The sequence below is a fragment of the Leptolyngbya sp. FACHB-36 genome (assembly GCF_014695955.1).
In the GTDB taxonomy this organism is placed as follows: domain Bacteria; phylum Cyanobacteriota; class Cyanobacteriia; order Leptolyngbyales; family Leptolyngbyaceae; genus FACHB-36.
The window spans coordinates 104477-130314 of the sequence record NZ_JACJPG010000189.1 but is presented as its reverse complement, the minus strand read 5'-3'; the positions used below and the strand labels follow the sequence as shown (position 1 = coordinate 130314).

Below are 25838 nucleotides of genomic sequence, written 5' to 3'. Positions count from 1 at the left end.
ATATGTCCTCGACGACAGCAATTCGTCACTAGTGACAAATAATTAGTCATTGTACAAAAACCAGGGCGAACGACGGGAGTCGAACCCGCGCGTGGAGGAACCACAATCCTCTGACATCCCCCTATTCCTGCAAGGGTTTGAGATTTAAGGGTTAGATAAACCCTGTTCTCAAAGGCTTTAAGAGAATCTATCTAGTGTTATATTCCCTTATCAGGGGCGCTATTTAGTGAAGCGCTTAGGTAAATTTTGGGAAGCCAGCCAAGCGTGAAAGCTAAGCTAGATCAGCTCAACACGGAATTGAAAGCAGCAAAGATTCGGGTTGCGATAAACCTCCGAAACGATCGGCTGTATCTCCGCGCCACCTTGCCACCAAAACCGGACAGCAATAAAACGGAGTGGCACCAACAGGAGATCGCGATCGGGGTTTACGCCAACCCCGCCGGACTAAAACGCGCCAAAATTGCAGCGCTAGAAGTTTCGAGCGAGATTGCAATGGGGCAGTTCTCGTGGGATAAATATCTCAGCAAAGCCAGCAAGCGGCAGACGGTTGCTGATTGGGCAGCAGAGTTTGAGGCGAGGTATTTCCAGGAGAGAAGTCGCACGCCCAAAACTGAAACTACTTGGCAAAAAGACTATGCAATTTCACTCCGCAAGCTGCCAGCGGAGAAGCCGTTGACTGCTGAGGTTCTATTGGAGGCGATCGCCCAAACGGAGCCTGATACTCGCACTCGGAAAAGAGTTTGTATGGTCTTTGGACAACTCGCAAAACTGGCGGGCATTGAACTCAAGCTCGATCGATTGAGAGGCTCGTATTCACCGAGGGCAGTGCAACCGAGAGATTTACCGAGCGATCAACTGATTGTAGAGTGGCGAGACCAGATTGAGGACCCTGCGTGGCAGTGGGTCTACGGGATGTTGGCAACCTATGGATTGAGAAACCATGAGGTATTCCTGCTAGATCTGGAGAGCTTGAAAGAGCCTCCAGGCGCACTGACGGTTTTAGATGGTAAGACGGGAGGCGGGCGAGTGTACCCTTTTTTGCCTGAATGGTGGGAGTTGTGGAATTTGGCAGATGCAAAGGTGCCAAACATCTTGCCAGGAAAGGATCACTCGACGCTAGGGATGCGCGTGACCAAATATTTTGCTCGACACAATTTCCCGTTCACACCGTACGCGCTTCGTCACGCTTGGGCGGTAAGGACGGCAGTGCTCGGACTGGACCCATCGATCGCGGCTAAAATGATGCGCCACGATTTGACAGTCCACTTCTCCACCTATCATCAATTCCTTGACGATAATCACATGCTGGCAGCCTGGAAGAAGACGAACCAGAGGACTTAGTTCGACTTTATCCATTTGAACCAGGGAGCAAGTTGAGCAACTAAGTCTATTTATGAAATCGTTTCGCTTAAGTGCAGTGAGGCATTGTAGGTTCTCTTCAAATCGCAGGTGTGATGATCCACAATGTTGGTATCACTGAGTTCAAGGTTGTAGAAGTCAATACACTCAGCGTCAAAGTAAGGTCCAGCGTGCCATGTTCCTACATGCAATTTGATAAAGCAGTCTCCTGGAATGCGAAAGGCTTCAATTTCCTCTATAAACGGCTTTGCTTGAGGGTCATCCAGGTTTTTAGGCGGAGCAACGGCAATTAACCACTCTTTTCCTTCCATCGCTCCAAGACATTGAGTGCAGCTTAAATGTCGAGTGATTCGATGGAAGGTTCGTCCTCTATTATGCAAACGCATTACATAAAAGCGGGGAATACCTTGGCTCAAATCAAGTTGAGCGTCCTCTAAACTGTAGGACTTACCATCTTCGATCGCCCAAATGACTTGACCGTACCGCTGGAAATTCTCGGATGTAATTGCTTGCACCTTGAGCAGATTCAGTGACGGTGTAATGCTCATGATGAAATACCATCTGTTGTTTCAGAAGTTTCAAAGGTTCTCCAACAATTAGCGGTAAACAATTTCTCGCCGTTGTTCTACCTCACCGTGTTTTTTGAGAAGTTGTGCAAGTTGCCGTCGCATCATAATTCCGGGCTTATCGAGAAGCATGTGATGCTCTTCACGCAAATTCAGCGGCAGGTCGTAATCTGTGCTTTCCAGCATCTGCCGATCCTCTTTACCAACTGAGCGATCAAACGCTGCAACATCTTCTGTAGGGGCATCCGCTTCTGTATCATTGCGTAAGCAGAATTGAATGCGATAGCAACTTTGATCGGTGACTGGCGTCGCAAATCCCACGATTAGATGGATTAGTCCATTTGGGTAAGTAAAATGGAGCAGAAACGTACAGGGCATGAGCCATTTGATATTGATAATCCGCAGCGTTTTTTCATCAGGGATGCGAAGATTCTTCTGCTGAAGTTCATCGTTGGCAACAGGAACACGGCCCTGTAACTCAACGCCGTTTTCGAGTTGATTGACTTGCAGCATTGGCGCAACGGGTGCCTGATCATCCCCAAACGTTTTGCGATGAACGAAACTGATGTGACTGACATCGAGGGCATTCTCGGTCACTCGAAAGGCATTGCATTGCCAAATCTCTGCATATTCAGGAATCAAACGGTAAGTTGAATCGAATGCTTCTGGAATGTGAGGAATATCAGCCAGTGGTTCGTCGAGACATACCCAAACATATCCATAACGTTCAGTACAATGATAGGATTCAACTCGGCATCGCTTTGAAGGAGTCAAATCTGGAGACTGAGGAATGTAAGTACACGCTCCTTCTGAATTGAAGCGCCAGCCATGATAGCCACAACGGATTGTTCCATCTACGACTGCTCCATCGTTGGATAGCGGTACAGAGCGATGAGGACATCGATCGGCTAAAGCGACAGGTTTTCCTGCTTCGTTCAACCAGAGAACGAGCTTCTGCCCTAACAACTCAAAGGGCTGCGGTCCAGATACAAGCTCCTGGATCGAGACGGTAGGATACCAAAACCGTCTCAAAATCGGCTGCTTCGTTGCGAGCATACTGTTCTCAATCCATTATCTAGTTTTACTTCAGACCTGAATAATTTAGGTCTGAAGTAAAGGCTAATTCATAACTCTTCGTTGGGTTGCCAAACTGGATACAATTTGAGCAGTCGTTCTTGAAACCTAACTCAAGGGTGCTTCATCCGGTTGATTAAGGATTAATCTTGGGAAGTGTGAGCAATGATACGATCAACAAGACCAGACAATAGTTGAAGTTCCTGCTCAGACAAGCACTCAAACGTCTCCTGCTTCAACGTGTTGACAACTGAAGGTACGATCTCTCTTAATTGCTCTCCAGCTTCTGTCAACCAAATGCGACAAACACGGCGATCGTTCTGATCCCGTTCTCGGTAGACTAATCCACGCTTCTCCATCACATCCAGAACCCCCGTCAAGGTTCCACCGAGTTGTTGTAACTGCTTAGTTAAAGTGGAGGTTGGGACTCCGTCTTCTTGCCACAGGCAATCCAGCACCTCCCATTGGAACGGCGTGAGTCCAAAGGGATCAAGCACATCTTGTAATCGCCGGTTGAGTGCTTGTGACAACAACTTGATGCGATAACCAAGGTTGTAAACGGATTGCTTCTGCTGCCAAAGTTGTTTCGTGCTCAAGTGATGAAATCCAATCGTTAGTTAGGCTCCTTACAATTCCAGAATAGACGCTGTTGTCCACAACGTTGAACAATCAAGTAATGGTATGGGTGGACAAGGCTGCTCATGCCTAGAGGGTACACTGTGACCCTTATTGCCAGTGGTTTAGTCACTCGTCAAGCACACCCAAAACACGGACGAACCGTCCAGTTGTTTTTGACGGTTGAGGGAAGCTTGCGTTTGGCTCAAGCTCACCAAGTTATCGAAAGTACAAGTCTCTATTGCCGTATGAAGTTTTGAGATAATGTCTTAGCCAATTCGCCGCAATTTAGTGGGCGATCGACGCTCCGGCTCGGTTTCAAAATATTTGCGTACTGACGCAACGCGGAGCAAGTAGTTTGGACGGCTGCCGTCGCTGGTGTTTATAAAATGAGTGCCGTGCTTAAATCTGCCATCGGTGCAGCGCTCACGAAGCATGTCGATCGAGAATCCTGGACCCAGCGCTGCCACCGCTTCAGACAGAGAAATCCATCTATTTTCGTCCGCCTCTTGTTTGCGCTGATTGAGCGCCTCCAAAGCAGCATTTGCAGCGATCACGGCAGACTGGGCTGCCTTTAGCGCAGTTTCCAAAATTAGTGCCGTTTCTTCGTGGTTCACGATCGCGCCTCCACTGCTTCTGTCGTAGCGACCAACGCATACCCTGAGGCTCTGAGCTTCTGATAAGTTGCCCAACCCTTAGAACCTCCTGGAATTGGATAATCAGGAGCGGCTAAATGAGGAAAAGTGGTGTAGGGTCGCCACGTACCAAACCTATCTTTGATATGCAGAATTTTTGTACCGTCTACACCTGCTGCAGGCAGCCAAGCCATTTCTTTAGTCATTTTGCTTCCTCCACTAATTTGTCCTTAAGATGTGGGTTAACAATGAAAGACCAAATGAGCTTGCCAACATCTTTGGCACGTTCATTTGTCGTCAGTTCTGACCCCGCCCAGCGAACTGTGAACGGAATTTCGGCATAGTTTACGATCGACAATGTGTAGGTGGGCTGGCTCCAAATTGAAAATCTAGTCACTCGATCGCACCTCCCTTGCTTTCCAGTCTGGGCACCATCTTCGTCCAGTCCAATCCCAACCCTGAAAATGAAGTGGGCACAACAGGGGGATTCCAAAATACGTTGCGCCGTGCCAGTGGCAGCAGTTAACGCATGGAGAATCTGTTGGAGTTTCGGCTCGTGGAGGGGGAAGATTCTCTAGCATCCAATCGCCTCTTCAACCTGAGCCGAGATCGCGCTCAATACCGCTTCGTTCTGCAACCGCCTCAACCCTTGCCCGCCTTTGTAGGGGATTGGTTTTGGTAAATGGACGGTGTTCTCTAACTGCCAAGCGAACCGTCCCTCACGCCAGTCGCCTACAAGCTTCTCGAGTGCAGGAACCGTGGAAATATCAATGCCTCTTCTGCGTGGCGGCATCGGCGGTCCGTAAACGGTGCTGTCCCACATCTCCAAGCAATTCACGATTTGCGAGAGCGCAGCGATCGCTCCATAAGATTGGCAACGCAATAGATCGATCGCGGGTTGCTGGCAATAAAGCGGGTGGTTTCCGAGTTTTAACGCCTGGACCCAAATGGATATATCAGGAGCAGAAGGCTTCCTCTGCGCAGCGTGAACTGCCAGCCTGCACCGGTATTTGGTGCCCCACGATCGAGTTTCAAACTTCTTCAAGCCGAGTGAAATTAGGCTTGCCCAGGGTTCCCAAAGAGTTAGAATTCGGACTTCATCGGGACCGGGAGTGCTGCAACGCACGATCTCACTCCCGGTAATTTTTTGGTCTGTACAGTTTCCAATCATTGGAAATCTCCTGAAACACAAACTGTATATTTCAGTGATGTAACTAGCGGAAATTCTCGAACCTGAAGCTCTACTGGAAACTCTTCAATATTTCCGCCCTTGCGGTCTTTCAGGTTCAGAAAGAAATGAGTCGTTTTGCCGTCGATCGCGGCACTGCCCAATTGCTTTACAAACACGGGGACATCGGAATCCTGGCATTGCTGCACAACCTTGCGAATCCACTCCAGATGACAAGGACGAGCATTGAAGCCGCTCTCTCCACCGAGGATCACCCAGTCTGGACGAGGAGCCAATATGTGATGACACTCCCAGAGCTGATGACTGCCATCTTCACAAGCAATACAGCTTCGACCGTCGGGCGTTAACTGGAGAGAGACACTTTCTAGTAGTGGCTCTACGCTCAAAAACCGAACCACTGCCGGAGTTTGCAATAGAAGCGGAATGCGATCGTCTGCCCGCTTCTGATCTTCGACGGTCGTTCCCAACCACACGTTCTCAGGTGGTTGACCATCCAGCCACAATGAGGCGATCGTGTCCGCTCCACCGTGGGTTTCCCGAACAACTGCGTGTAATCTGTCCTCCCATAAATGAATCCGCTTCGTCAGCATTAGCCAATCCAGGTTCGGAGTTTGCTCGATCAGTCGCAGTAGATCAGCTAGCCATGAGATGGGACTTTCAGGGTCTAACCAATCTGATAAAGATGCACAGAATACCCGCCTACGAATACCCTCTCGCGCCGCCTTTCGATTCCAAGCTAAGGGCTCTTTCCAATTAGCATTAGACGTGCGGCGACGAGGTTCACTTTTGCCCCATCGAACTCTGAAAACACGACTGGGCGTTGATTTTTCCGCGTAGCAGTTAGCGCAGCCAGGGCTGATTTTCTCACAACCAATGTGTGGATTAAAGGTGTGGTCAGTCCATTGAATTTTTGTTGTTTCAGCCATTATGACCTTCGCAATTTTAATCTGCAACTGTAATTGATAAAGCTTTTACCAGAAATCCTTGTACAAATCAGCCAAATACAACCCGTAGATTCCAGCAGCAGAACTAATTGCGACAAAAACAGTCGCAGCCGGATTGAGGGTAACCATTGAAGCTGCCAACAGGAACACACCCAAAACAATCAGAACGATCGATGCTATTTGCAAGTCTTCAATTTTCCTTCGCACGGGTTTTTCCTGTATTCTTGCTCTATTTAGACTTTCAGAATCCCTGCAATACTCCAGCAGGCTCATAAGTTTGAACGCTTAAGCACCATCTCCAACAGATCGCGCAGTTCACATGGTTCAACATTAGGAGCGACATCAGGCGCAGCCAATTGATCGCGCAACGTTCGACAGTGAAATCGAATTGCAAAAGCAATCTCTTTGTCCAGCGAAGAAAGGTCCGCACGGTCAAGCGTATCCAGCAAATCAATTACAGTGGCAATCACGATTTTTCTCCAAAACTAAAACTTAAACAAAGCTGTGATGGCTTAAACTCAACAATTTCCTTCTCCTCCAAAGTCGCTACAGCAGCTAACAATTGCTTTTTGCTCAAGCGCTTTGCTTTTCCTGTATCTGGATCAGAGATTCCTTGCCAGCAGAAAATAAAGCCTTCAACATCGATTGGATTATCTAGTCCATCGTATTTCAGCGCCATGTAGACGTACGCCAGAGGGCTTAAAACACCCAATTCCCACAATTCAATCAAATCAGACTTTCCCAAGATTACGGAATTCAGATCTACGGTTTTAACTAACGTCAAGCCTGGAATCTGTTGCATTTTCTCAGCCTCAAGCATCATGGGTTTCTCCTACTAACCACGATTAAATCTTTGACGGGATAGCGCCTTGGAACCGTAGGAAGCTCGATCGCGGGGTCAGGCGATTTGGTCCAGAGCACGTCGCGCATATCAGGCAGCCCCCACGGAATCTCGTAGACCACCCCAGCCCAGCCACGCAGTCGAGCGTGCATCACGATCGAGCCTTCCTGCCCCTGCAGTAGCGCCAAAGCGTCTTCGAGGTGTTGCGAGTTGTTCGACGGGAATGCTAGGGATTCGTGAGGCGATTTGAGGACGCACGCTGCTTGATCCGGGTGCAGCCCTCCATCGAAAATGCCCTGCAAGGGACTTAAAGAAGGTACAAACTTAGAACCCGCCGGGATTGCCTCTGTGCCTTCTATGGACCTTTTTGCGGGTGGTGGTGAGACGATTGCGACGGACTCCCCACCCCACAGTTCCGATCGCCGCTTTTGGATCAACCGACCCACCAGACGACGATGGCAGCGATCGTCGGTCTTCTCCCAGCACAGCAGCGTCATATCCTCGTCCGCGGAGACCCTATGCAGCCACTCGAGGATTTCTGGCTTGCGATCGCCCATCAGCGACCAAAACCACGCTTCATACTCAACCCATGCGGCATCGTCCTGAGCAGAGTGCTTCCAGAACTTCAGCAGGTCTACTGTCGGAGCAAACAGGTCAAGTCGCTCCGCAATCGGACCGTCAGCGGGAAGCGATCGGGAAATCGCAATCAGCTTGCCGTGATGCGTATCCGGTGCGAAGTAGCTGGCGGTGTAGATTGCCATCACGCCGCCTCCTCAAGCAGCGACTCAAGAATCCAGCGATCTCCCTGCCGCGAGATGCGCCACAGACCGTCTTCGCCGGACACCACAACGCAGTCGATTCCGGTGAGGGAATGCAGAGATCGGGCAAACTCGTTGAGGTAGCCCAGGTTTGCTGCGTGGCAGATCTGCGCTTCGTGGTCGTAGGTCAGCGCAAGGTTGTCTACGTTGAACTCCCACTCCGCCCCCAGCAGCGCGACTATGGTGGGTCCAGAGAAGGCGCGGTAAACAGCGCGGATGACGGAGGTTTGCAGGTCGCTGTTGTCCAGCAGTTCTGCCTGAACCGAGTTGTGATAGCGGGTCAGGATGTCCAGCATTACGCCTGCCCTCCCTCGACGGCTGCCTTGATGATTTCGGCACCGAACTTGGCAAATTTGGGATCAACTTCAACTAGCATCGCCCGGAAGCAATCGATCACCTGGCGGTAGTTCGCCTGCTCCGCTGGCGTCATCTCGCAGTACAACTTCGGCAGAGGCGCTTCAGGCAGCGCCGGATCTGGGACCAGCGTTCGCGCCAAGCTGACGATTTCCGGCGGGGATGGCAGCGAACTTCCGTCTCCGCCAAACAAGTACCGCGCAACCGCCTCAAACTGCTCGGTGCTGAGTTTGGGACCAAGAAATTCGTAGTACACCGCGATCGTGGGTCCGCTAAACGATTGGCGAAATCGCTCGGACAGGATAGTGAACCACTTGGAAAAAACTTCTTTGTCAATCATGGATTACAGGTTTGCAATTGCCGCCATCGCGGACTCGTAGGTTTGCATTGCACGTCGGTCTGCGGAACTCAGGGGAGAAGAATTCACTTGGCGGCGCTTGTAATCCAGGGCGTCTTGCCACTTGCGATCACGTAAGTAACGGCAGGCGTGTGAGACGCCAATCGCCTCACCTTTCCGTAAAAACTGCTCATGCTTGATCTCGACGTAGTAGGCTGTGCCTTCCTGGAGAGCCTCCAAGCAGTCCTCAAGCAGCAGGGCATCCCAGGCAACTACAGCTTCGGTACGTCGTCCCGCCTCACTACCGACCTCAAGGCAAAAGCCCCTGTAGACCTCCCAAAACTGCTCAAAGGCTTCTGGTCGTCGATCAGGCGATGATTTTTGTTTTTTCTGTTTGCGCCGCGACGTCGGAACGATCGTCCCCTTCAAGCCGTTTTCAACTTGACCAGTAAGGCTTGATTTGAGGTCTGGACTGACAGCGAGAGTCTCGACTACTTCCGGTTGAATTAAATCCGTCCTTACTCCGTTGATCTCGATCGCTTCACGCGCGACAGCGCGGGATTCGATCAGGTTGGAAGGTGTTGTCAAATCGCGTTTTGGCGATCGATCTCCTTCAATGGAGTTTCCTTCAATGGAGTTTCCTTCAATGGAGTTTCCTTTAGGTACTGTGGGGTTAACCGGGGTGGTTATCCCTGTTAACCGGGGTAGGCTATCCCCGTTAACCAGGGTGGTTATCCCGGTTGACCACCCCCCCTGGTTATCCCCGTTAACCGGGTGGTTATCCCCGTTAGCCACCCCCCTCTTGAGCCCTTGCCGTCCTTTTCTGACATTGCAGGAGTTGACAGCTTCTTCAGGCGTGACCCATTCGTTTTGAGGAGTCAAGTGGTAGACGTTGTGCTTGAATTCCTTGCCTTCGCTGTGGTATTCCTTCCTGACCAAACCAAAATCAATTAACTCTTTCACGGCTGCAATTGCTTTTGCCTTTAGAGATGAAGCCGATGAATTGGGGTAAGAACCGCGAAAGCAAGACTCACCGATCGCGCTGTAACTGGGGTAGGCGGTGCGAGTTTCTTTGTTGACTCGTCGAGCTAAGTGGCAATAGACTCGATAGGCTTCAAGCGTTAAGGGTAAGTCATCAAACTTTGACGGTATAAAAACATGCCGCTCTCTGGCGTCGTAAAGGCAGCCTGTCACGTTCTAGCCCCTTCGACGTTCGTTGGCACGTTCGATGGCAGCCTTGAAAGGCGCTCCACGAAGTCTGCTAACTCTTCATCAGTTAGCTGTTGTCTTGATCGCTTTCTGTAGGTTTTTTCTAGATACTCCCGTCCCTGATCTTTGTCCCATCCAAGTCTTGCTAAATGGAAATCACTTAGAGAAATCAGATGAGACAGATCCTCCTTCAAAACAACAGCAGCAGGATTTGTCTTCGGATTAATTTGTTGAGACTTTGATGCAAACTCGATCGCTCGGTTAACCTTGTTAGGGATCGGCTCAACTTCAGTCAATAGTTTGAACGTAACTAGCCGTTCGTAAATCGTCTTTCCTTCGCTATCTTGCTCTCCAATAGAACGGGAGAACCAGATAGCTTCACCGAATCGGTTATTTGGTGATCGTCGATAGAATTGCTTGCCATTCCACTCGACGATCGAGGGACCGCTGTCGTCCATTGAAACCACTGTTGCCCCAATAGATGCCCAGTCAAATTGCAGAAAATCAGACAGTGGTTTAGTCCAGCTTGGTGCTTTTTGGTCGGTCGGAGCCATGCGCTCCAGCGACACTGCAATCCGCTCTAAGGTGAAGAGTTTTGCCTGCTCGATCGCCAGGTATTGCTTAAACTGCTCAGGGCTTAACATGGTTGCCTCCGCTAAATTCGTCGATCGTCTCGATAGCGTCCCACTGCTTGCGCTCAATCAGATTTCGCAGTACATCTGCAACTGCCTGTGACACTGCTACATCTTCTTGGAGCTGTTCAATCTCCTGAGTGCATTGCTTAACCTTCAGGCGATAACGGATCTCCTCATCCGCAAGGCAGGCAATTAGTTGCGAGTCAGAGCAGTACGATGAACCTTCTATCGCCCCGATGCGATCACGCAAACTTTCGTTTACGGTTTCTAACTGCCGGATCTTCGCTTGCAGTCGCGCTGCCTCCTGTAAATCCTGCTCAAGTTGTTGAATGCGCGCTTCGGCGTCCGCTAGTCGAGTTCTGAGATCCCGATTGACTTCTTCAAGCTCTTGGAGTTGTTCAATCTCCTCTGTCTTGACTGGTGCGGTTTTAGCCTCCTTAGCTGCGGGTTGAGATAGTTGTTCCGGCAGTAGTAAGGTCTTTTGAATTTGGCTTAATGCCCTACCAAACTCCTGCATCATGTCGGCATTTTTGTGCAGGTAGTCTTCTGGGACAGCCGCATAGCTGCACACTTTTCCTAGTGTCCAAGGCTGTCCTGAATCAAGCATTTTCTGAATAGCGCGTCGAACAGCCTCCTTCAAACTATCTGGCGATCGACGCCCTGATTCTTTCTGTTTGCAGCGCTCAAGCAGGTCGTATCCGTTTTCTTTCTCAGGCTTTTTTTTCATGTTCTCATCTTCCGTTATAACGGGCTTCCCAAGTAGTCGAAAGGGCGCAATCTTTGTGGACGTTTTTGCAGTTAACTGTCGAATCTTTTCAGACGAAGCCGTGTACGTTCGGCAGCTATCAGATGGAGAACGCCTCTTCTTCTGCGGTAGTTTGTAGCTCGCTGGGAACACCTTAAACGGCTCACCTTGAGTCGCAAACTGGTCTTGCTTGTATTGAATTACAGCCTCTTCTGCTAGCTGTTTGAGTGTGTCCCTTAGTAGGCGATTCGGAACTTTTGAGGGCGCTTTATCTTTTTTTGCTCGTTCGGTCCAGGGTTTCAGTCCAAGGCAGACTGCCAGTTCAGGTTCGGAAATGCCAGGACGCTTCTCGACATGCTTCAGCAGCGCCTCGATCGTCCTCGCGTCAAGTCTTGTTTGTCGGGACATAGTGGTCAAATTGAATGGGTGTCCAGTTCTTGAGTCCTGGCAATTTGTCGAAGTTGGCGATCGATCTTTTGGCAAATCTGGCGCACCCGTTCTCGACTTACTCCGTAAGCCTCGCCGATCTCGCTAAGCTTCCAGCCTTTTCCATCTACCAGTCCAGATCGCAGTCGAAACATCTCTATATTTCGTGCCTTTTCGCTGGAATGGTCGTCTTTGACAGCCCACTCGATTCGCGCCGCAATTTCTTCACGCATCCAATCAAGTTGCAGCCCGCCGTCGATCGGCTTGATCGAGGCTGCCTGTATGTCTAGCAATTCGGTGTCCTCGTCTTGCCCGATCTTGGTGTTTAGACTGACAATTGGCTGGCTGTGCTGACGAATCTGGCGCACTCGATCAACCGACCACTCCAGTAATTCGGCAAGCTCACGCTCGGTTGGGTATCGATTGTTCTCAGCATGAAACTGTCTGCTGGCTTTGCGGATTTTGCCAACGGACTCCCACAAATGTACAGGCAGTCGAACTGTGCGGGACTGCTGCGAGATTGCCCGCGTCACCGCTTGACGAATCCACCAGTGCGCGTAGGTCGAGAACTTGCAGTTCTTTGTAAAATCAAACTTTTCCGCTGCCCGCATCAGTCCGATCGACCCCTCTTGAATCAGGTCCTGAAACGATACGCCGCGATTCAAGTATTTCTTGGCAATCGAGACAACGAGGCGCAGGTTTGCCTCAATTAGCTTTTCCCTAGCTCTATTGCCAATATGTAGTCGTCGATCGAACTCTTTAGCGGGAAGTTCGCTGGCAGCCTGCCATTCTTCACGGGTGGGAGTGCGCTGGAGTGTTTTCTCCATCTCCTCGCGCAGCGTCCATAAGGGCTGTGCCTGATGAATTTGCTTGCCTAGCTCAACTTCCCTATTTTTAGTTAGTAGATCGATTTGTCCAATTTCTACCAGGTAGGCTCTGACGGAATCAGCGTTTGTCGTTTTGCTGGTTTTGGCGTTCTGGGATACCATAAATCACCGTCGAAAATAAATAACTCCTAATCGACTCGATCATTTGTGGAAGCGCGATCGAGTCTTAATTTGTCCAGTTCACAAAGCTGAATGGGCAATGTACCCCCAGTGCTTCCCAACTGAAGTTCTTCTGCCAGACCATCCAGGCGACGGTCACTTGGTCGCCGCCCGCCACGTCCTTACGAAATTTTGGGCGGGGATTAAGCGTGATCAAATGGGTTAACTGATCGCTGTGTGATTGCAGCCACTCCCGACGGCTGTCGCACGGTTCGCAGAAACTTAGGCGGACCAGAAAAGCAACGCCGACCTGTGCATGATTCCAGGCGTGGGAGAGAATTTGAATCGGCAGGTCGTTACCGTAAGGGGGATTTGTGATCACCCAGTCAATCTCGCCTTGGCTCGAAAAGATTTCCCAGCTATCTCCATTTGCAGCGTCTAGATGGCAATCGCAGTCGAACCCCTCGTAGACGTGCACATCGTTGGTGAAGCAGTCGGCAAAGTTCTTATCAATGAAGTGCTTAGCGATCGCGCCATCTCCCGCGCATGGCTCCATGACTCGCCCTGCGATCGACACGCGCTCAAGCAGGCTTTGGACCACTCCATTGGGTGTTGAGTAGAAGTCGTAAGGAACTCGCTCTGTCTTTCCAATAATTGGAAACTCATCAGTGGGCGGGAAGGCTGGCGCAGAGATAAAAGGTGCTGTTGGAAGCTCCTCAGCGGATTCAAGCACAGAGACCGGTGCAGGGGTGAAAGGTGCCACTGGCAGCTGCGGCTTGTACAGACGGCAGCCAGCAGCACCCGGATCGCTGTTAATTGGGTGGGTGGTTGTGGTTGCCTCACAGCGGAAAGAGTCGCTGTCAATGGACTGGTGACGGCATCTGCTGCAAGTAGCGACCTCCCTCTGTTGCCTTCGGGCAGTGATGGTCTGCCGGATTCCCTCCGCTGCCTCTGCTGCCTCGTCAAGGGAGCGGAAGGCTCTAGAGTAGCCTTCCGTCTCGAAAATCCAGGGCATTTTGGGATGAGCGGTCGCCCGGAAAACCCCCACCTCCGCGTAGAGCGTCTGCACTTCCTCAGCAGTGTGCTGAGAGACGTGCTTCTCAATTGCACGACGCGCAGCGGCAGCGTTGATGGATTGCCCACTCCTGATCTGAGAGACAATCTCCGCGATCGCAGGTTCGGGTGTGCTCGGAGACCCCAGTAGGTTCATCGCGGTCTGGCTCAACTTGCCGAACTCTACAAATTCCGCTTCGGTGAACTCCCGAAAATACGACTCAAACCGCTTGGCGTTGTTGATCAGGTTGTACGCCTGAGACTTGCTGATTTCAATTTCGGGTAGTGCTTCTGTCTCTAACCACTGCACAAAGCGATCTTCGCCTTTGAGAAGTGTTTGAGCTTCGATCAGGTTCAATCCTGACTGGTAGTTGTCCCACACGCTTCGACGCACTCGACGCCCCGTGTCGATCGCAATCTCACGCAGCCGTTGCTGTGAGTCAATGGTTTGTGTGGTTTCTAGAGCAGCTAACTGAGTCATGACTTTGAGGGCAAAGAGGACGCCTGATTTGATCGGATGTTGCCGTTTAAGTGATCGCGCAGGATGGCGATCGTGTACTCCCTGAGGGTTTGTTGATTAAGTGCCGCTTCCGCTTTAAGCGTTGCGTGAAGATCTTTAGGAAGATCAACGTGGAGCTGGGTGAGCATGTTGGTTTGTTGGTTTGTTGCTTTGTTGCTCTGAAACGACCATAGGATCTTTTAATTATGATTGTCAACCGTAAACCAAAAAGCGTTTGGACCATCCTTAAAAGCCTTGATATAGCTCTCGGCAAGGCTTTTAAGCGATTGATAGCGGTTAGAAAGGGCGATCATCTGTGTTTTGCTGGGCTTCGTGCGCCCGCTACTACGATGACCACTGGTCGGCAGTTTTTTGGCGGTCTGGATAATCTCGATCGCGGGCGGAACCGAAATTTGCATGTGCTACCTGTAAGAAAATTGCTTGTGGGACAGGGAACACAGCCAAATTATTTTTCGGGTGCAGATAGAGCGACAAAGGGAGTTGCAAACAGAGCGATCGCCAAAAACAAGCTGAACAGAGCTTCAGGCATTTCGACAGCGCTCCATCTCGGCAATTTGGCGTTGTGCCTGAATTTTGGCGACGCTGAACTCGTCTCGCAGGCGAGCCACTTCGGTCATTAGCTCAGCTCGCTGCGGGTAGGTTTCTCGCAGCTGAGCGGACAGGTCCTGGAAGACTTCGTTTGACCCAAGCTGCGCTGCCAGAGTTGCGTTGCGCTGGTCGCTGTCGGCAAGGGTTCTGTCAAACGCGGTCGCGTGTCGAACTTCATCCTCAATTCGCTGCATCGCTTGTTGCAGCAGTGTGATTCGGTCTTCCAGGGTGTTGATCCGTATGGAAACTTCAGCAATCGCCGAAGGATATTCGTTGAGTTGCATGGGGTTGGTGGTGGTGAAGAGGAAAGAGCAATCGCCATAAGCCCCAAAGGATCGCTCAAGACTTAATGGGGTTTCTGACCGAAGATGTAAGCGCCTTCGTTAAGGGCAAGAATCAAGGCGGCGTCGGCATTGGAGAGGGGAAATTGAACCAGTGGCGGCAGGCTTTTGGAAACGGTCGATCGTGTCTGTGGCTGAGGAGCGAGCTGAAGAGAAATGTTAGAGAACAGCATTTTTTGGGTGCAGTAGGTGGACTTAGTAGATGCACCTCAAAAAATCGAATCAGTTAGCTAATGTACGAAAACCGGACAATCCTCGTCGATCGAAAACGTTTAGCAGGGCAGAGAGACCAGTCTTGGAATAAATACGATTTGATGTCGCGCTGCAAACTCAGCGGCGTCCGTCTCGGTGCACGCGATCAATGCGTATACCGTTCCGTCGATCGGACCCGCACTAGATTTACGACTTCCGAGCAGGGCGTAGTAGCCGTATCCGGTCCCAACCCATGCCGGAGGGAAGGGCACAATTTCGATTTGGCGGTCTTCGGATTTCCATTGCGCGATCGCGGTGTAAAGCTCCTCAGGAGCAGTTGGAAGTACTGCGCCGTACACTTCCAGCACGTCGGGAAGATGTTTAATTCCCCAAAAATCATCGGCTTTGATCATGGTTAAACTCCAAAAAATTCGGGGCTTAGTACGCAATTTCGTCGTCGTCGTAGGTGCCAATCGAGCCGTCTGGGTGTTCTACCATTACGATTACGCTGCCCTCTTCGTCCGCTTCCTTGGCAACGATCGTGCCTTCGCCAAGGGTTGTATATACGGTTTCAGTAGTCATAGAGCAGCGGGACTTAAAGCATCTTCTCGAATACCAGAGTCAGTCTCTCTGACATCAAGCGCCTCTTCCGGCGACAGACCGTAGATATAAGAAACGGTGTACTTCCACCCCCAAAAACTGAGATCTTCCGCGATCGCTTCTAAGGGAGCAACCCAGGCCATTCCGGTAACAGTGCCAACTAGAAGTTGTTTAGGTTCGTAGTGGATGTCTTGGAATACTACTTTTTGGAATAAGTGGAATTGAGGCGGTTTGACTTCTTCTGGAATTTCAATGTTGACTTCGATCATGGCGCTACCTGTCTTGCCAGTTGCAGTAGGTCTTGAATCTCAGGAGTATTTGCCGAAATTAAACACGGAGAGCGCTGGAGAAGGACGATCGCTAGCTCTCAAGCTTTTTGCTCCGCTTGATAGCAATAGGCAGCATCTACCAATTTTTCAGCGTGTTCTTGGTCCTGCCCATAATGAAATTTGGAGAAAAAAGGGGCGGAAGGGTGCCCCCGGAACGTGAACGCTATTAAGCAAAAGCTCGATCTGCTAACCGCTGACGCCGCTTACGTTCAAGCATTTGGGTGTGCAGGTATGTTGCCGCTTCGCTGTGAGTCATAAACGCAAACTCAGTGGGCACAACCGTCTGTCGCTCAATATGAGTGACCTGCCACACTTGTTGCTGCTCGTTGTACTCGATCGCGCCTAATAGCTGGGTGCGCCCATGACGACGCTGCACCTGTACGTCGTAAGCGTAGCGGGACCGATGAGCCATTTCCTGATACACGATCGCCTCTGTCTCAGAGTCGTCAATCCATGTGTAAACAGGCGGGGGAACGGGTTGAGGACGTAGGGAAATCGTGTGTAAGTCGAGAACCTGAGTCATAATTTGGATAGCTCCGTAAGGGGTGGATGGGAAAGCGCTTTAGTTGTCCAGACCGGGGCGCTTTCTCTATGTCTTATTCATATACTAGTGTTGTATACTGCTGTTGTCAACTGGTGTATACTAAAGGTGCAGTAAAGCCGCGTAGAATAGTTGGAGGTGTTCGAGCATATGTTAATGGATGTTGTACGGCAAATCCGGGTGTCGGTTCCTGAATTAGAGAAACAGGTCAAAGAGCTTCGAGAGTCAAGCGGTAAATCTGCTCAAACTCTTGCGACCGAAGCTGGAATTTCAACTGCTTATTGGTATCAGATTGAGAAGGGTGAGCGACAGTATATTACTGAGGAAGTCCTTAGAGGGATTGAGCGAGCACTAGGTGTTGACTTTGGGGTTCGTTTTGACACACCAACACATATACCCCCAAGCCTGCTTACTTCGAGAATTCCAGGGGTTCCAAAACCCAATATTCCAGGATTGCCCGATCAAAATTTGCCCCCCAGTAGATATACCGTTAGTGGTCAGCCGAAGAAAAGTGAGATTGAGAAGGATGAAAGCGATGCTTAACTCATCCACTCTTGATCCTCTGTCCTTGCCCTCACTTCCTTTGAGCCAGCGATCGCAGCTACCCGCCAAGTCCTGCTTCGCGATCAATTCACTGATGTCCCTACTTGCAGTGAACGAAGTGATCGTAAATTCCAGAACCCTGATTCTCTGGTATTAGTTCCTCGGTGGTCAGGGTAGTTGAACACACGCTAGAGGGCTTTTCAAACAGGTTCTTAGAATAAGCCTTAGAACTGTCTAAATATTTACTACGGGAGAACAGACTTCAAGATGTCTACAATACGCGTGAAGTTCATTCAGGAAATTCGGAGAGTCCTCGACAACCCTCCAACCTTACTTTTCCAAGACTTCAAAATAGATGAAAAGCAAAATCGTTCTCATATAGTTTTGAAAGTTTTGTATCTTCTGCAACAGGATAAGTATTTTCAAGCAAGGATTCCATTAGAGAAATCGAAAAGAATTGCTGTAGATAGTCAGCCAAACATATTCTCCATTACTAGCTCAAGAGTGGTACATGAGTTCAAGATTGAGGCTGAATTCTGTCCAGGTGAAATTTCTCAGAACGAAAAAATTACTTTAACTGATTCAGCGGAAATGATTACGGCAATTGAGTCCTGGGTCGGGAGACTGCTTGAAGAGATTCGTTATGAACCTATAGACCGAAAGATTGAACAACAACACCAGCAACTTGAGAATCTGGAAGAACTCATAGCTCAAGTCGCAGATGAGGCAGCTACTAAAGAAGAGGTTACTGAAATCAGGAGTAATCTGGAACACTTTATCGAAGACCTAAGACTTAGAATCGAAGACCTAGAGGCAAAGGATCAAGATCAGGTTAAAAAAGTTGAGGCGTTAGTTAGTCAACTTGAGTTACTCAGTCAAAGGGTAGAGTCAATATCAAAGCGTAATTTGGCTCGCGCAATCCTAACACGGATCTACGTTGCAGCATCTGATCCTAAACTGTCTCAAATCGCAGAGAATGCTCAAAAAGTTCTTGGTTTATTGGGAGGTGGGTCTGGAAGCTAATGAGGTAAAGAAAGCAATTACCTCCTCAGTATTGCTCTTTGAACCAGCCGCATGAGAACCACCCACCAGTACTGCTTACGCCCAACATAGCAGCCACGCATTGATGGCAATACGCTGAAGTCCTTATGTATGAGCCTTCGTAAGCTGGGCAGAACCGCAGACATCACATTGCAATCTCTAGTTGAATTCACGCCAGACAAAGAGAGGATGGGCAAGTGATCTCACCTACCTCGATCGACCCTACAAGTCAAGAGATTCGGATTTTAAGCCTCTGGCAACCGTGGGCATCTTTCATTGCTTGGAGGTTGAAGCAATATGAAACCCGATCGTGGTACACCGCCTACCGAGGTTTGATCGCAATCCATGCCGCGAAACGTCAGGTCGATGCAGAAGGATTACACCTCATTGATCAAGTCTTTCAACTGTCTGGCTCACATCAGCGCGGCATCTGTGAAGTCAAAAGCTACCCGTTAGGGGCAATTGTCGCAGTTTGTGAATTAACTGACTGCCGGGTTATGAGGCACTCCCACCCTCAAGCAATAGGAACAGGAATAGAAATTGAAGCCTAAACAGAGCTAGAACGCGCTGTTGGCGACTGGCAAAATCCGCGCTACGCATTCCAACTCGGTAACGTTCTTGCGTTGCCTGAACTAATGACGTTTAAGGGAGCACAGGGACTGCGGCGGCTAGATGCCGAGACTGTCAGAGCGATCGAGAGAGTGATCGAGCGACACATCAAAGCAACGGAGTGTCCTGCCTGCAACACGGAGAAGTTATTTCCCAATTAACTATATTTCTAGATTCAATCTCTTAGTTTCTACTATCAATACTTCGGACAGAATTTGAGCAGGTTTTGAAGCTCAACCTCTGATTTAATCGTGGAGTGGATCTTTTTTTTCAAACTTGGGGCATGGCTAACTTTGAAAAAATGGCTTTATTCCGCTCTTGAGTTTCAATTCACTTTTTTGCATCGCTAAACTCCACTTCTGGAACATCACCAAGACTTACATCGTCTCCAAAAACTAAGAAGTTTGATTGAACTATGGAAGGAGTGTCAATTCGATGTTTTCGAGACCCCGTAATTTGTTCTTCGTTGGAGTCGTCGCTTTAGGTGTTACGGGCGCAATTGCAGCTCTAGCTACAACTCGTTCACACACCGTTCAAGGAGAGCTAACAACGTCGATCGCTGATTCCAAATCTGTGTCCTGTGACCAATTTGAAGTGAGGGCAGAAGTATGGAGCGTTACCAGAATGGCAGGACCTATTGTTATAGGAGAAATGGGTTCTACAACTGCACAAGGTCAAACTTTGGGTGGCGGCTGCTCATACAGCCTAACGTTCAATTATCTATCTTGGTTCCCACTGCCTCCATCGTTTCAGTACCGCTATTCAGCAGAAGCGCCAACATCTTACGGCTCCACTGGATATAGTCAACTCGTCAGCGATCCCTTCCCAGAACAGTTTGATATGCCAATGTAACTGATTTGCCTTATCTCAATCTTCTATAAATCAATAGTTCGGACAGGATTTAAGCGGCAATCATGCCGTAATTCCTGAGCTTTTCGTAGTTGGGATGAGCTTTAATCACGCTCGGTGAGAGGTCTAAGTTGGAAATAAAGCGCTCAAGCAGATGCTCATTGAGGGCACGTCGCTTCATACTTGCCATCGAGAAGGTCAGCGGTGTGCCCGCATGATGCTGTTGGTGCGCTTCGATTTTAGCAAGATTAAGCGCGGTGAAACTGGCGTTGAAGTGAAACTCCAATTTGACGCAGTCACGGGCTTGACAATCGGCCAGCCCGGTGAACTGCTTGGCATCACGAAACAGAAATTCCACCTGAAAGCGCAGGCTGTAGAGGCGGTAGATCTCAAGCGGGTCTTGCTCAACATCGGTCGAAAACAACACCACAAACCGGGGCTTTGTCGGATTGCTGCGATTCAGCGGATAGGCCAATCGAATTGTGCGCTTGAGCGAAACATGGAACACAGTGGCAGTGTACAGATCCACCCCAGGCCGTAGCGTCTCAACAAACGTCAATCGCTCCTGATGGCTCAACTCGACTTTGCCGTCGTATTTGCGTCTTCTGCCACGCGGTTTTTGCTCACCCATGTAGAGCCAGCGCAAGTTCGCGTCGCAGCGCAATTTGCTGATCACGTGCAACTCAAGCTGCACCGCTCCAGTGATGAAGTTCTCCTTAGCATAGGCTCCATCGACGGCTAAGTACTTGACGCTAGGCGGCAACTCACAGCGCATCGTATCGAGGTGGTAGAGATATTGATCCATCCGCGTCAGGTCTGGCAAGTCTTTTTGAGCAAAGGTCTGCTGCGCTGAAAGAGCATAGCCCGTTTGCGCTTCGACATCGACTACGCCGATCAGCGAGACCTCTAAGCCCTGCTCTACTCGGTTGGCACAGCCGTTCCAGTACCAGTCACGCCCGCAAGTGGCTTTGCCGCTTTTAGCGATGAACGAGCAGTCCATCACCGCCAACAGTTGATGGGTTGGGTCGGTGTACTGCTCAACTAAGGTGCGATTCAACTGGGCAAACTCGACTTCCTGCTCGAATTGCCGTCGGTAGGTGCGCTCGTTCAACGCACTGTAACGGCTCAAGTTGGTGAAGTTCACTTTGCCTACTGCAATCAGAATCGTTGAGAACAGGGTGACTAAAAACTTGGTTTGCGGTTTGCGAAACCGCCCACTGTTGCCAGCAGGCTCTGTACAATGGCTTCCATCTGGCTATCCATCCGGTGTTTGTGTTGTTACTCGCACCCTAGTCGATGGGTAGCCTTCCTGTCTACTTCCGCTTAAAAAATGTCCGGACTATTGTAACTGTAGTACTAGCGTGTATTCTGGAACCAGTCTTGCCTCAGGAGAGTCGATCGCGTATGAGATCGGCTTTGTCATTTAACTTCGATCAATTCAACGAAGTGCTTCAACAGTCCCATCGAACGATCGCTGGCATTACCTTCCGAGAAGAGTTGAAACAACCCTTCTTGAGTAGTTGCGGCAAGTATAGCCCTATTGAGTTCTTTGACTCACTTGCTCGATATATGGGCGTTGAGGTGCACTTCTTACCCCAGGAAGAAGATTGCCGGATCTATGAGGACCGTCTTCAGTTTGAAGCTTGGCTTGCGTACCACGCCACTAGGAAGCTAGTGCGATGAACTATGTTTACTTGCAGGTGTGTTGGATACCCAAAAAGGGTATTTGCATTACAGAAACTCCACTGGAAGTGTCTTCCCAGGGTTGATTTTAGAGTGCCCTTTCACTAAGCCCAATTTTACAACCTCACCTACTCGCCTACCGGTGAAACCATTCACTCACAGCGAGGGCAGTCCCATTTGAAAATTATCCACAAATGGACGCTGGATAATTACTGGTTTTGGATAGCGGGGAGGGTAACTGACTGAAGAAGGAAGAAGCCTTATCAGCGCATCATCGAGCGTATTAAAGTAGTCAACCTGCATTCGGATTGCCGTCGCAAGATGAAGTGAGTCGTATGGCTTCAAACCCTTCTTTCCCTCGCCGTACTGCCTGATCAAGTAGCGATTGATTTCAGCCATATCTGGCTCAAAGGCTACTCGCTCCAACCAAGTACTGTTGAGAAGGTCGGAGATGATTTCCTCTTGTACATTGATTGGAAGAGACTCAGTGCCTGGTCGTGGCTTGATATAAACGACCTCTGCCATTGTAAATGCCGACGTAAAAGCTAGAATCAGCTTTTGTTCAGCCGCACGAATAACATTTTCACACTCGTGGAAGTTTTCCGGTTCTGCTTCACCATTAAGAAAACCTGAAAATACACCAGAGTCGAGGTAATGGCGTTGTCTATCTGTCACTATCCACCCCTCAACTTAGCTAGAATGTCGCTCACGCTCGGCATGTCGTTTTCAGACGGCAAGATTCTCAGTTCATCAACCTGAATGTTGATTTTAGGTCCATGCTGTCGCTGCCGAATTATTCCGAAAACATAAACTCTGCGTCCCAGTGCTTCCTTAGCGACTTCAAATAACTCGTCCTTGAAATAGCATCGGATTGTTCTACCTTCGATCGAGCTACGAATACCAAGCACTTGCCTAGCAGCCACACTAATTGAAACTAGCGTTCCCTCGATCGAGCCATAGAATTTTTGAGTTGTCTTAGTAATTTCGTCAACATTACCAGCAAGGCGTGGAGCAATATTTGTAGTCCATCCATTGCTTCTAAGTCGAATCTCAGCAAAGTCGTCCGGATCGACAAGCTCACTAAATGTTTTAGTGTGTTTAAGGGCTGCTTCACTAAAACCAGTCGGAATTACAGGAGACTCTTGCAACTGATCGATCCCATGGGTGATGGTTTCGATTACTTGGCTAGGTCTAGATTGATGTATTTCCTCGTTAACCGGATTTGCAACAGCCGTGATGTGAATGCTGCCAGTTTCGATTGATGAGATTGCCCATTCGACAGTGAGGTCACCGTTTTCAGATGTTTCTTTGTCAATTTCTGTGAGCAAATCAATGAAGCTGTCTAGCGCCCTGCGAAACTTCGCAAGTGGAAAGTATGGACCCTCAATGTTTATGGTCAGAGTCGCGTGGTCACTACTCCGAGTCACATTGGATGTTGAGTCGTTCCTTCCTTGCATATGTCAACAACAGCCTTGTAGTGTGATCTTCCCATACGTCAACTCATCTGGCTACTGCGGTAGCGTGTTTTGGTAGGTACGAGAAGAGTAGCAGTTGTCTGCCAATAACTATTTTAGAACATTAGTACTATAAAAGCCATAAACAGAGGTTCGACAAGCGGCTTGTCTGAAATTTCCACAACAAAACAGAGGTTCTGAAAATGCGATCGGTCCTGGATGCATTCGTCGCAAAGGACGTAGCAGTTTTGGAAGTAAAGAAGATTCAAGTTTTACTTATAATTGACAATCACAATTGTTAAAATAGAAGCGTCGTTACTGTCGTAAACCCATGATGAGACGATTCCTGATTGCGTTGACTTTGCTGGTTACTTTGTTCACTGCTGTTCCGACCTCTGCTCACGCGGCACCTTCCAACGTGTATCTATCGACAAACGCAGGGCGACCATCTGTGACGTTCAAGCGAGTTGGTGAAGCTCGTTGCCAAACAGCAGGGCTATCTGCCCAGCTAATATTGGGAGTAGGTTCGACGAACGGACAGCTAGCAAATGAGGCAGACGGTAAACCGACGCTTGCCCTAAGAAATCCAGGTTTTAGAAATAGTTCTTTAACTTTTTCAAACCCACCTGAAAACAGGACGGATGCACTATTAAGGTTTGGAAAGCAAACGTACCCTTATACACTAGCGACACGTCCTGAGCGGGTATATCAAGTTTTTTATAGTATTGTTGATACCCAGTTCTACGGTCAGCCTCGTGACGCAAAGTTCATATTAGCTCTTGAAGATGTAAATCTTGGAACACTTTGGTTTAGACAACAACAGCAGCAACTTGAGACAACGGTAACGTGTAGAAATTCCAACTCAAGCCAGAAAACACCTGTTAGAACTTCGCCAGGACGTGCAAGAAACCTACCAGCTAACAACATCGTTCCTTTGAATCGGAACAAGGTCAAAATCTACAGATGCTCTTTAATAGGGTGTTTTCCTACCAATTAGCAATGAGTTTAAAAGAAGAGAGGGCGATATTTCAATTGGAAGTTGGGATTATCCTGAAAAACACAATCCCACTTTTTAAACGGGTGCATCTTTACCCCTGTCCGTTCAAAATCAGGTGTAATGACGTTAACAGGTGTTGGCGTGACAAGCTTGTGAACGCAGTCGTCCGAAGACTTTAGAGGAATTACATGAACTTCGGCACCTTCCAGCCATTCAAATCCATCAGGAAAGGGAATTTGATTTCCAAAACGATGCACTTGGATTTTGGGCGAAATGACGTAGTCACTCATCCAAAGCCAGTCCCATTTACCTTCTTGCTTAACCCAAAATTGTATGTCTCCTACCGGCGTTCCCATAGTGATTCACGTATTTGAATTTGATCAAAAGAGCGATCGCGCTCAGAGCTTGTAGCAAATGCTGTTTCTCGTCTTCTTAACTTCGTAACAGGTCAGGACGCTCTCGGTAATTCTCGATCACTGTAACTTCCGATCGCGGTAGACAGCAATAGCCCCTTTCCCATCCGCTGTGTAGCAACAGAATCCGGCAACTGTGCTCTGGTTTGGATAATGGCTGATTTTATTTATAGCGGTGTTTGTTCCGTCACGCCAGTGCAAAATTGCATACATACAGCCCATGCCATATCCAGTGCCGATGATGCAGGGCTCCTTCAGATTCAATTTATCTTTACAGAAGAAGTAGGTTCCCGCTCGATCAAGATTGGGTCGGGCGTCAAGATGAGGGGCAAAACAACTTAAAGCAAAAATAGTGGGACTTGCGGATAAAAAGACTTTGTGAGCAGTTTGCATCTTTACTGTCTTTTGATCTGATTACAAGGTAAGCGAAGCTCCACGTGTTTCACCTGCCTCTATCCAATCTTTTATCAGAAGCGTCGTTGCTGTGGTAGAACGCTTTAATTGCTCTTGACAACCAACTAGGTTAATCTGATGGAGTGTTTCCGGGTTCCTCAGATGGCAAGACAAGGATATGTAGATGATGACTATCGCCGCCGACTGGCTCAGTTTGTAAACAACGAAAGAACGATCGCGGGCAATGTTAGCTTCAGCGATCTGGCAGAAGAATTGAACACCCGCTTGCGACAGCTGGGGTATAAAGGCAGAGTATTTTCCCCCCAGCAGCTACAAGACTGGGCATCTGGAGATCCTCAAGAAGTTAAGCAGGCACTTGAGAACCCGACTCTAGAGCGAATCGGCATCTGCATGGGCTTCTCGACAGACCCTGTGCGGGCACGAGAATCCGCCAGAGCACATTTGGAAGGGCGTGACGATACCGCACCGCCGGAACCACCGTCTCTCGCTCAAATCATGCTGAAGGGCGAAATCCCTGAAGTTTTGAGTGAGATTGAATCAACGCTTAGTGTTTTGTCGATCGGGGTCCGTCGAGTTCGCACCGCAATGAGCCTTCCCGCGCCTGCGGCACCTGTAAGCCGTATCATCGCAATTATCCCCGATCCCAATCTGCCCGTCGTCAGAGCGCTCCTCTACGCCGAAATGACTCGACGTAAGCTAATGACGCCTGAGGCGTTTGCCAACTATCTAGAGCTGCCAGTGAGCGAGGTGCGATCACTGTTGTTAGAGGAACCCGCTCAAGTTTCTACGGTGGATACGATCTTCAAAATCGCGAATCGAGTTGCTTCCTCCGAAGGGGAGTACAACGACATCGACTATTGGTCGCACCTGTTGGGAGTATCTGCAACGAAGACAGGAAACCCCCCTACGATCGTGGATCATCCGCGATCGTAGGGGGG

General features: G+C 49.3%; 38 protein-coding genes. 7 read left to right on the top strand and 31 right to left on the bottom strand.

The annotated features are described in order from the left end of the window. Positions 1-264 precede the first annotated feature (264 nt). Positions 265-1341, top strand: a complete 1077-nt coding sequence (locus H6F43_RS04320; protein WP_190341012.1) for a site-specific integrase — start codon at positions 265-267, stop codon at positions 1339-1341. A gap of 50 nt (positions 1342-1391) precedes the next feature. On the opposite strand, the gene H6F43_RS04315 is transcribed toward H6F43_RS04320, so the two are convergent. From H6F43_RS04315 to H6F43_RS04185, 27 genes are all read right to left on the bottom strand, one after another. Then, positions 1392-1907, bottom strand: coding sequence for an ureidoglycolate lyase (locus H6F43_RS04315; protein ID WP_190341009.1), 516 nt, complete (start codon positions 1905-1907; stop codon positions 1392-1394). Between the two features lie 48 nt (positions 1908-1955). Next, a complete protein-coding gene (locus H6F43_RS04310) occupies positions 1956-2981 on the bottom strand; it encodes an aromatic ring-hydroxylating dioxygenase subunit alpha (protein ID WP_190341007.1) in 1026 nt (341 codons plus the stop codon). 161 nt (positions 2982-3142) lie between these two features. Continuing rightward, positions 3143-3496, bottom strand: a complete 354-nt coding sequence (locus tag H6F43_RS04305) for a MarR family transcriptional regulator (protein ID WP_347272367.1) — start codon at positions 3494-3496, stop codon at positions 3143-3145. A 387-nt stretch (positions 3497-3883) separates the two neighbouring features. Then, positions 3884-4231, bottom strand: coding sequence for a hypothetical protein (locus H6F43_RS04300; protein WP_190341005.1), 348 nt, complete (start codon positions 4229-4231; stop codon positions 3884-3886). Next, positions 4228-4455 (bottom strand): hypothetical protein, encoded by a 228-nt coding sequence (locus H6F43_RS04295; protein ID WP_190341003.1) that lies wholly within the window; start codon positions 4453-4455, stop codon positions 4228-4230. The genes H6F43_RS04300 and H6F43_RS04295 overlap by 4 nt, the downstream gene beginning before the upstream one ends. Beyond that, on the bottom strand, positions 4452-4646 hold the full coding sequence (locus H6F43_RS04290) for a hypothetical protein (protein WP_190341001.1): 195 nt from the start codon (positions 4644-4646) through the stop codon (positions 4452-4454). Before H6F43_RS04290 ends, H6F43_RS04295 begins: the two co-directional genes overlap by 4 nt. 177 nt (positions 4647-4823) lie before the next feature. Next, positions 4824-5420, bottom strand: coding sequence for a hypothetical protein (locus tag H6F43_RS04285; protein ID WP_242025306.1), 597 nt, complete (start codon positions 5418-5420; stop codon positions 4824-4826). Next, on the bottom strand, positions 5417-6364 hold the full coding sequence (locus H6F43_RS04280; RefSeq protein ID WP_190340999.1) for a DUF5131 family protein: 948 nt from the start codon (positions 6362-6364) through the stop codon (positions 5417-5419). The genes H6F43_RS04285 and H6F43_RS04280 overlap by 4 nt, the downstream gene beginning before the upstream one ends. A 45-nt stretch (positions 6365-6409) precedes the next feature. Then, entirely contained in the window at positions 6410-6655 is a 246-nt protein-coding gene (locus tag H6F43_RS04275; RefSeq protein ID WP_190340996.1) for a hypothetical protein, read from the bottom strand. Beyond that, positions 6652-6852 (bottom strand): hypothetical protein, encoded by a 201-nt coding sequence (locus H6F43_RS04270; RefSeq protein ID WP_190340993.1) that lies wholly within the window; start codon positions 6850-6852, stop codon positions 6652-6654. Before H6F43_RS04270 ends, H6F43_RS04275 begins: the two co-directional genes overlap by 4 nt. Beyond that, positions 6849-7205 carry a hypothetical protein gene (locus H6F43_RS04265; RefSeq protein WP_190340991.1) on the bottom strand — a complete coding sequence of 119 codons (357 nt, stop codon included), beginning with the start codon at positions 7203-7205 and terminating at the stop codon, positions 6849-6851. Before H6F43_RS04265 ends, H6F43_RS04270 begins: the two co-directional genes overlap by 4 nt. Then, a complete protein-coding gene (locus tag H6F43_RS04260; protein WP_190340989.1) occupies positions 7202-7984 on the bottom strand; it encodes a DUF488 family protein in 783 nt (260 codons plus the stop codon). The genes H6F43_RS04265 and H6F43_RS04260 overlap by 4 nt, the downstream gene beginning before the upstream one ends. Next, entirely contained in the window at positions 7984-8337 is a 354-nt protein-coding gene (locus H6F43_RS04255; protein WP_190340987.1) for a hypothetical protein, read from the bottom strand. Before H6F43_RS04255 ends, H6F43_RS04260 begins: the two co-directional genes overlap by 1 nt. Continuing rightward, positions 8337-8735 carry a hypothetical protein gene (locus H6F43_RS04250; protein ID WP_190340986.1) on the bottom strand — a complete coding sequence of 133 codons (399 nt, stop codon included), beginning with the start codon at positions 8733-8735 and terminating at the stop codon, positions 8337-8339. The genes H6F43_RS04255 and H6F43_RS04250 overlap by 1 nt, the downstream gene beginning before the upstream one ends. A gap of 3 nt (positions 8736-8738) precedes the next feature. Beyond that, positions 8739-9695, bottom strand: coding sequence for a hypothetical protein (locus H6F43_RS04245; RefSeq protein ID WP_190340983.1), 957 nt, complete (start codon positions 9693-9695; stop codon positions 8739-8741). A 227-nt stretch (positions 9696-9922) separates the two neighbouring features. After that, entirely contained in the window at positions 9923-10585 is a 663-nt protein-coding gene (locus H6F43_RS04240; RefSeq protein WP_190340981.1) for a single-stranded DNA-binding protein, read from the bottom strand. Beyond that, positions 10572-11729 carry a hypothetical protein gene (locus H6F43_RS04235; RefSeq protein ID WP_190340979.1) on the bottom strand — a complete coding sequence of 386 codons (1158 nt, stop codon included), beginning with the start codon at positions 11727-11729 and terminating at the stop codon, positions 10572-10574. The genes H6F43_RS04240 and H6F43_RS04235 overlap by 14 nt, the downstream gene beginning before the upstream one ends. A 5-nt stretch (positions 11730-11734) precedes the next feature. Then, positions 11735-12736 carry a sigma-70 family RNA polymerase sigma factor gene (locus H6F43_RS04230; protein WP_190340977.1) on the bottom strand — a complete coding sequence of 334 codons (1002 nt, stop codon included), beginning with the start codon at positions 12734-12736 and terminating at the stop codon, positions 11735-11737. Between the two features lie 64 nt (positions 12737-12800). Further along, the gene (locus H6F43_RS04225; protein WP_190340975.1) at positions 12801-14267 is read right to left on the bottom strand and encodes a hypothetical protein; all 1467 of its coding nucleotides are present in this window, start codon (positions 14265-14267) and stop codon (positions 12801-12803) included. Further along, the gene (locus H6F43_RS04220) at positions 14264-14434 is read right to left on the bottom strand and encodes a hypothetical protein (protein ID WP_190340973.1); all 171 of its coding nucleotides are present in this window, start codon (positions 14432-14434) and stop codon (positions 14264-14266) included. The genes H6F43_RS04225 and H6F43_RS04220 overlap by 4 nt, the downstream gene beginning before the upstream one ends. A 51-nt stretch (positions 14435-14485) precedes the next feature. Further along, complete coding sequence (locus tag H6F43_RS04215; RefSeq protein ID WP_190340971.1) at positions 14486-14704, bottom strand: hypothetical protein; 219 nt, start codon at positions 14702-14704, stop codon at positions 14486-14488. A 123-nt stretch (positions 14705-14827) separates the two neighbouring features. Next, positions 14828-15178 (bottom strand): hypothetical protein, encoded by a 351-nt coding sequence (locus H6F43_RS04210; protein WP_190340970.1) that lies wholly within the window; start codon positions 15176-15178, stop codon positions 14828-14830. A 62-nt stretch (positions 15179-15240) separates the two neighbouring features. Continuing rightward, complete coding sequence (locus H6F43_RS04205) at positions 15241-15408, bottom strand: hypothetical protein (protein ID WP_190340968.1); 168 nt, start codon at positions 15406-15408, stop codon at positions 15241-15243. Between the two features lie 99 nt (positions 15409-15507). After that, entirely contained in the window at positions 15508-15840 is a 333-nt protein-coding gene (locus H6F43_RS04200; protein WP_190340966.1) for a hypothetical protein, read from the bottom strand. A gap of 25 nt (positions 15841-15865) precedes the next feature. After that, entirely contained in the window at positions 15866-16009 is a 144-nt protein-coding gene (locus tag H6F43_RS04195; RefSeq protein WP_190340964.1) for a hypothetical protein, read from the bottom strand. Then, positions 16006-16296, bottom strand: a complete 291-nt coding sequence (locus H6F43_RS04190) for a hypothetical protein (RefSeq protein WP_190340963.1) — start codon at positions 16294-16296, stop codon at positions 16006-16008. The genes H6F43_RS04195 and H6F43_RS04190 overlap by 4 nt, the downstream gene beginning before the upstream one ends. 226 nt (positions 16297-16522) lie before the next feature. Beyond that, positions 16523-16879: a hypothetical protein gene (locus H6F43_RS04185; protein ID WP_190340961.1), complete on the bottom strand. Its 357-nt coding sequence runs from the start codon at positions 16877-16879 to the stop codon at positions 16523-16525. A 174-nt stretch (positions 16880-17053) separates the two neighbouring features. On the opposite strand from H6F43_RS04185, the gene H6F43_RS04180 reads away from it, so the two are divergent. The 5 genes from H6F43_RS04180 to H6F43_RS04165 all read left to right on the top strand — a co-directional run bounded on the left by H6F43_RS04180 (position 17054) and on the right by H6F43_RS04165 (position 19942). Beyond that, entirely contained in the window at positions 17054-17440 is a 387-nt protein-coding gene (locus H6F43_RS04180; RefSeq protein WP_242025304.1) for a helix-turn-helix transcriptional regulator, read from the top strand. Positions 17441-17707: 267 nt separating this feature from the next. After that, positions 17708-18463, top strand: a complete 756-nt coding sequence (locus H6F43_RS04175) for a hypothetical protein (protein WP_190340957.1) — start codon at positions 17708-17710, stop codon at positions 18461-18463. A 215-nt stretch (positions 18464-18678) separates the two neighbouring features. Next, positions 18679-19032 (top strand): ASCH domain-containing protein, encoded by a 354-nt coding sequence (locus H6F43_RS04170; protein ID WP_190340955.1) that lies wholly within the window; start codon positions 18679-18681, stop codon positions 19030-19032. 84 nt (positions 19033-19116) lie between these two features. Next, positions 19117-19251, top strand: a complete 135-nt coding sequence (locus H6F43_RS22615) for a hypothetical protein (protein ID WP_277879865.1) — start codon at positions 19117-19119, stop codon at positions 19249-19251. 463 nt (positions 19252-19714) lie between these two features. Next, positions 19715-19942, top strand: a complete 228-nt coding sequence (locus H6F43_RS04165) for a hypothetical protein (RefSeq protein WP_190340953.1) — start codon at positions 19715-19717, stop codon at positions 19940-19942. A 49-nt stretch (positions 19943-19991) separates the two neighbouring features. On the opposite strand, the gene H6F43_RS04160 is transcribed toward H6F43_RS04165, so the two are convergent. From H6F43_RS04160 to H6F43_RS04145, 4 genes are all read right to left on the bottom strand, one after another. Next, complete coding sequence (locus H6F43_RS04160) at positions 19992-20924, bottom strand: transposase (RefSeq protein ID WP_190341016.1); 933 nt, start codon at positions 20922-20924, stop codon at positions 19992-19994. 854 nt (positions 20925-21778) lie between these two features. Beyond that, on the bottom strand, positions 21779-22297 hold the full coding sequence (locus H6F43_RS04155) for a type II toxin-antitoxin system VapC family toxin (protein ID WP_199290135.1): 519 nt from the start codon (positions 22295-22297) through the stop codon (positions 21779-21781). Further along, on the bottom strand, positions 22297-22950 hold the full coding sequence (locus H6F43_RS04150) for a hypothetical protein (RefSeq protein ID WP_190340951.1): 654 nt from the start codon (positions 22948-22950) through the stop codon (positions 22297-22299). Before H6F43_RS04150 ends, H6F43_RS04155 begins: the two co-directional genes overlap by 1 nt. 1131 nt (positions 22951-24081) lie before the next feature. Further along, positions 24082-24429, bottom strand: a complete 348-nt coding sequence (locus H6F43_RS04145; RefSeq protein ID WP_190340949.1) for a hypothetical protein — start codon at positions 24427-24429, stop codon at positions 24082-24084. A gap of 612 nt (positions 24430-25041) precedes the next feature. On the opposite strand from H6F43_RS04145, the gene H6F43_RS04140 reads away from it, so the two are divergent. Next, positions 25042-25833 carry a hypothetical protein gene (locus tag H6F43_RS04140; protein WP_190340947.1) on the top strand — a complete coding sequence of 264 codons (792 nt, stop codon included), beginning with the start codon at positions 25042-25044 and terminating at the stop codon, positions 25831-25833. The last annotated feature ends 5 nt before the right edge of the window (positions 25834-25838 follow it).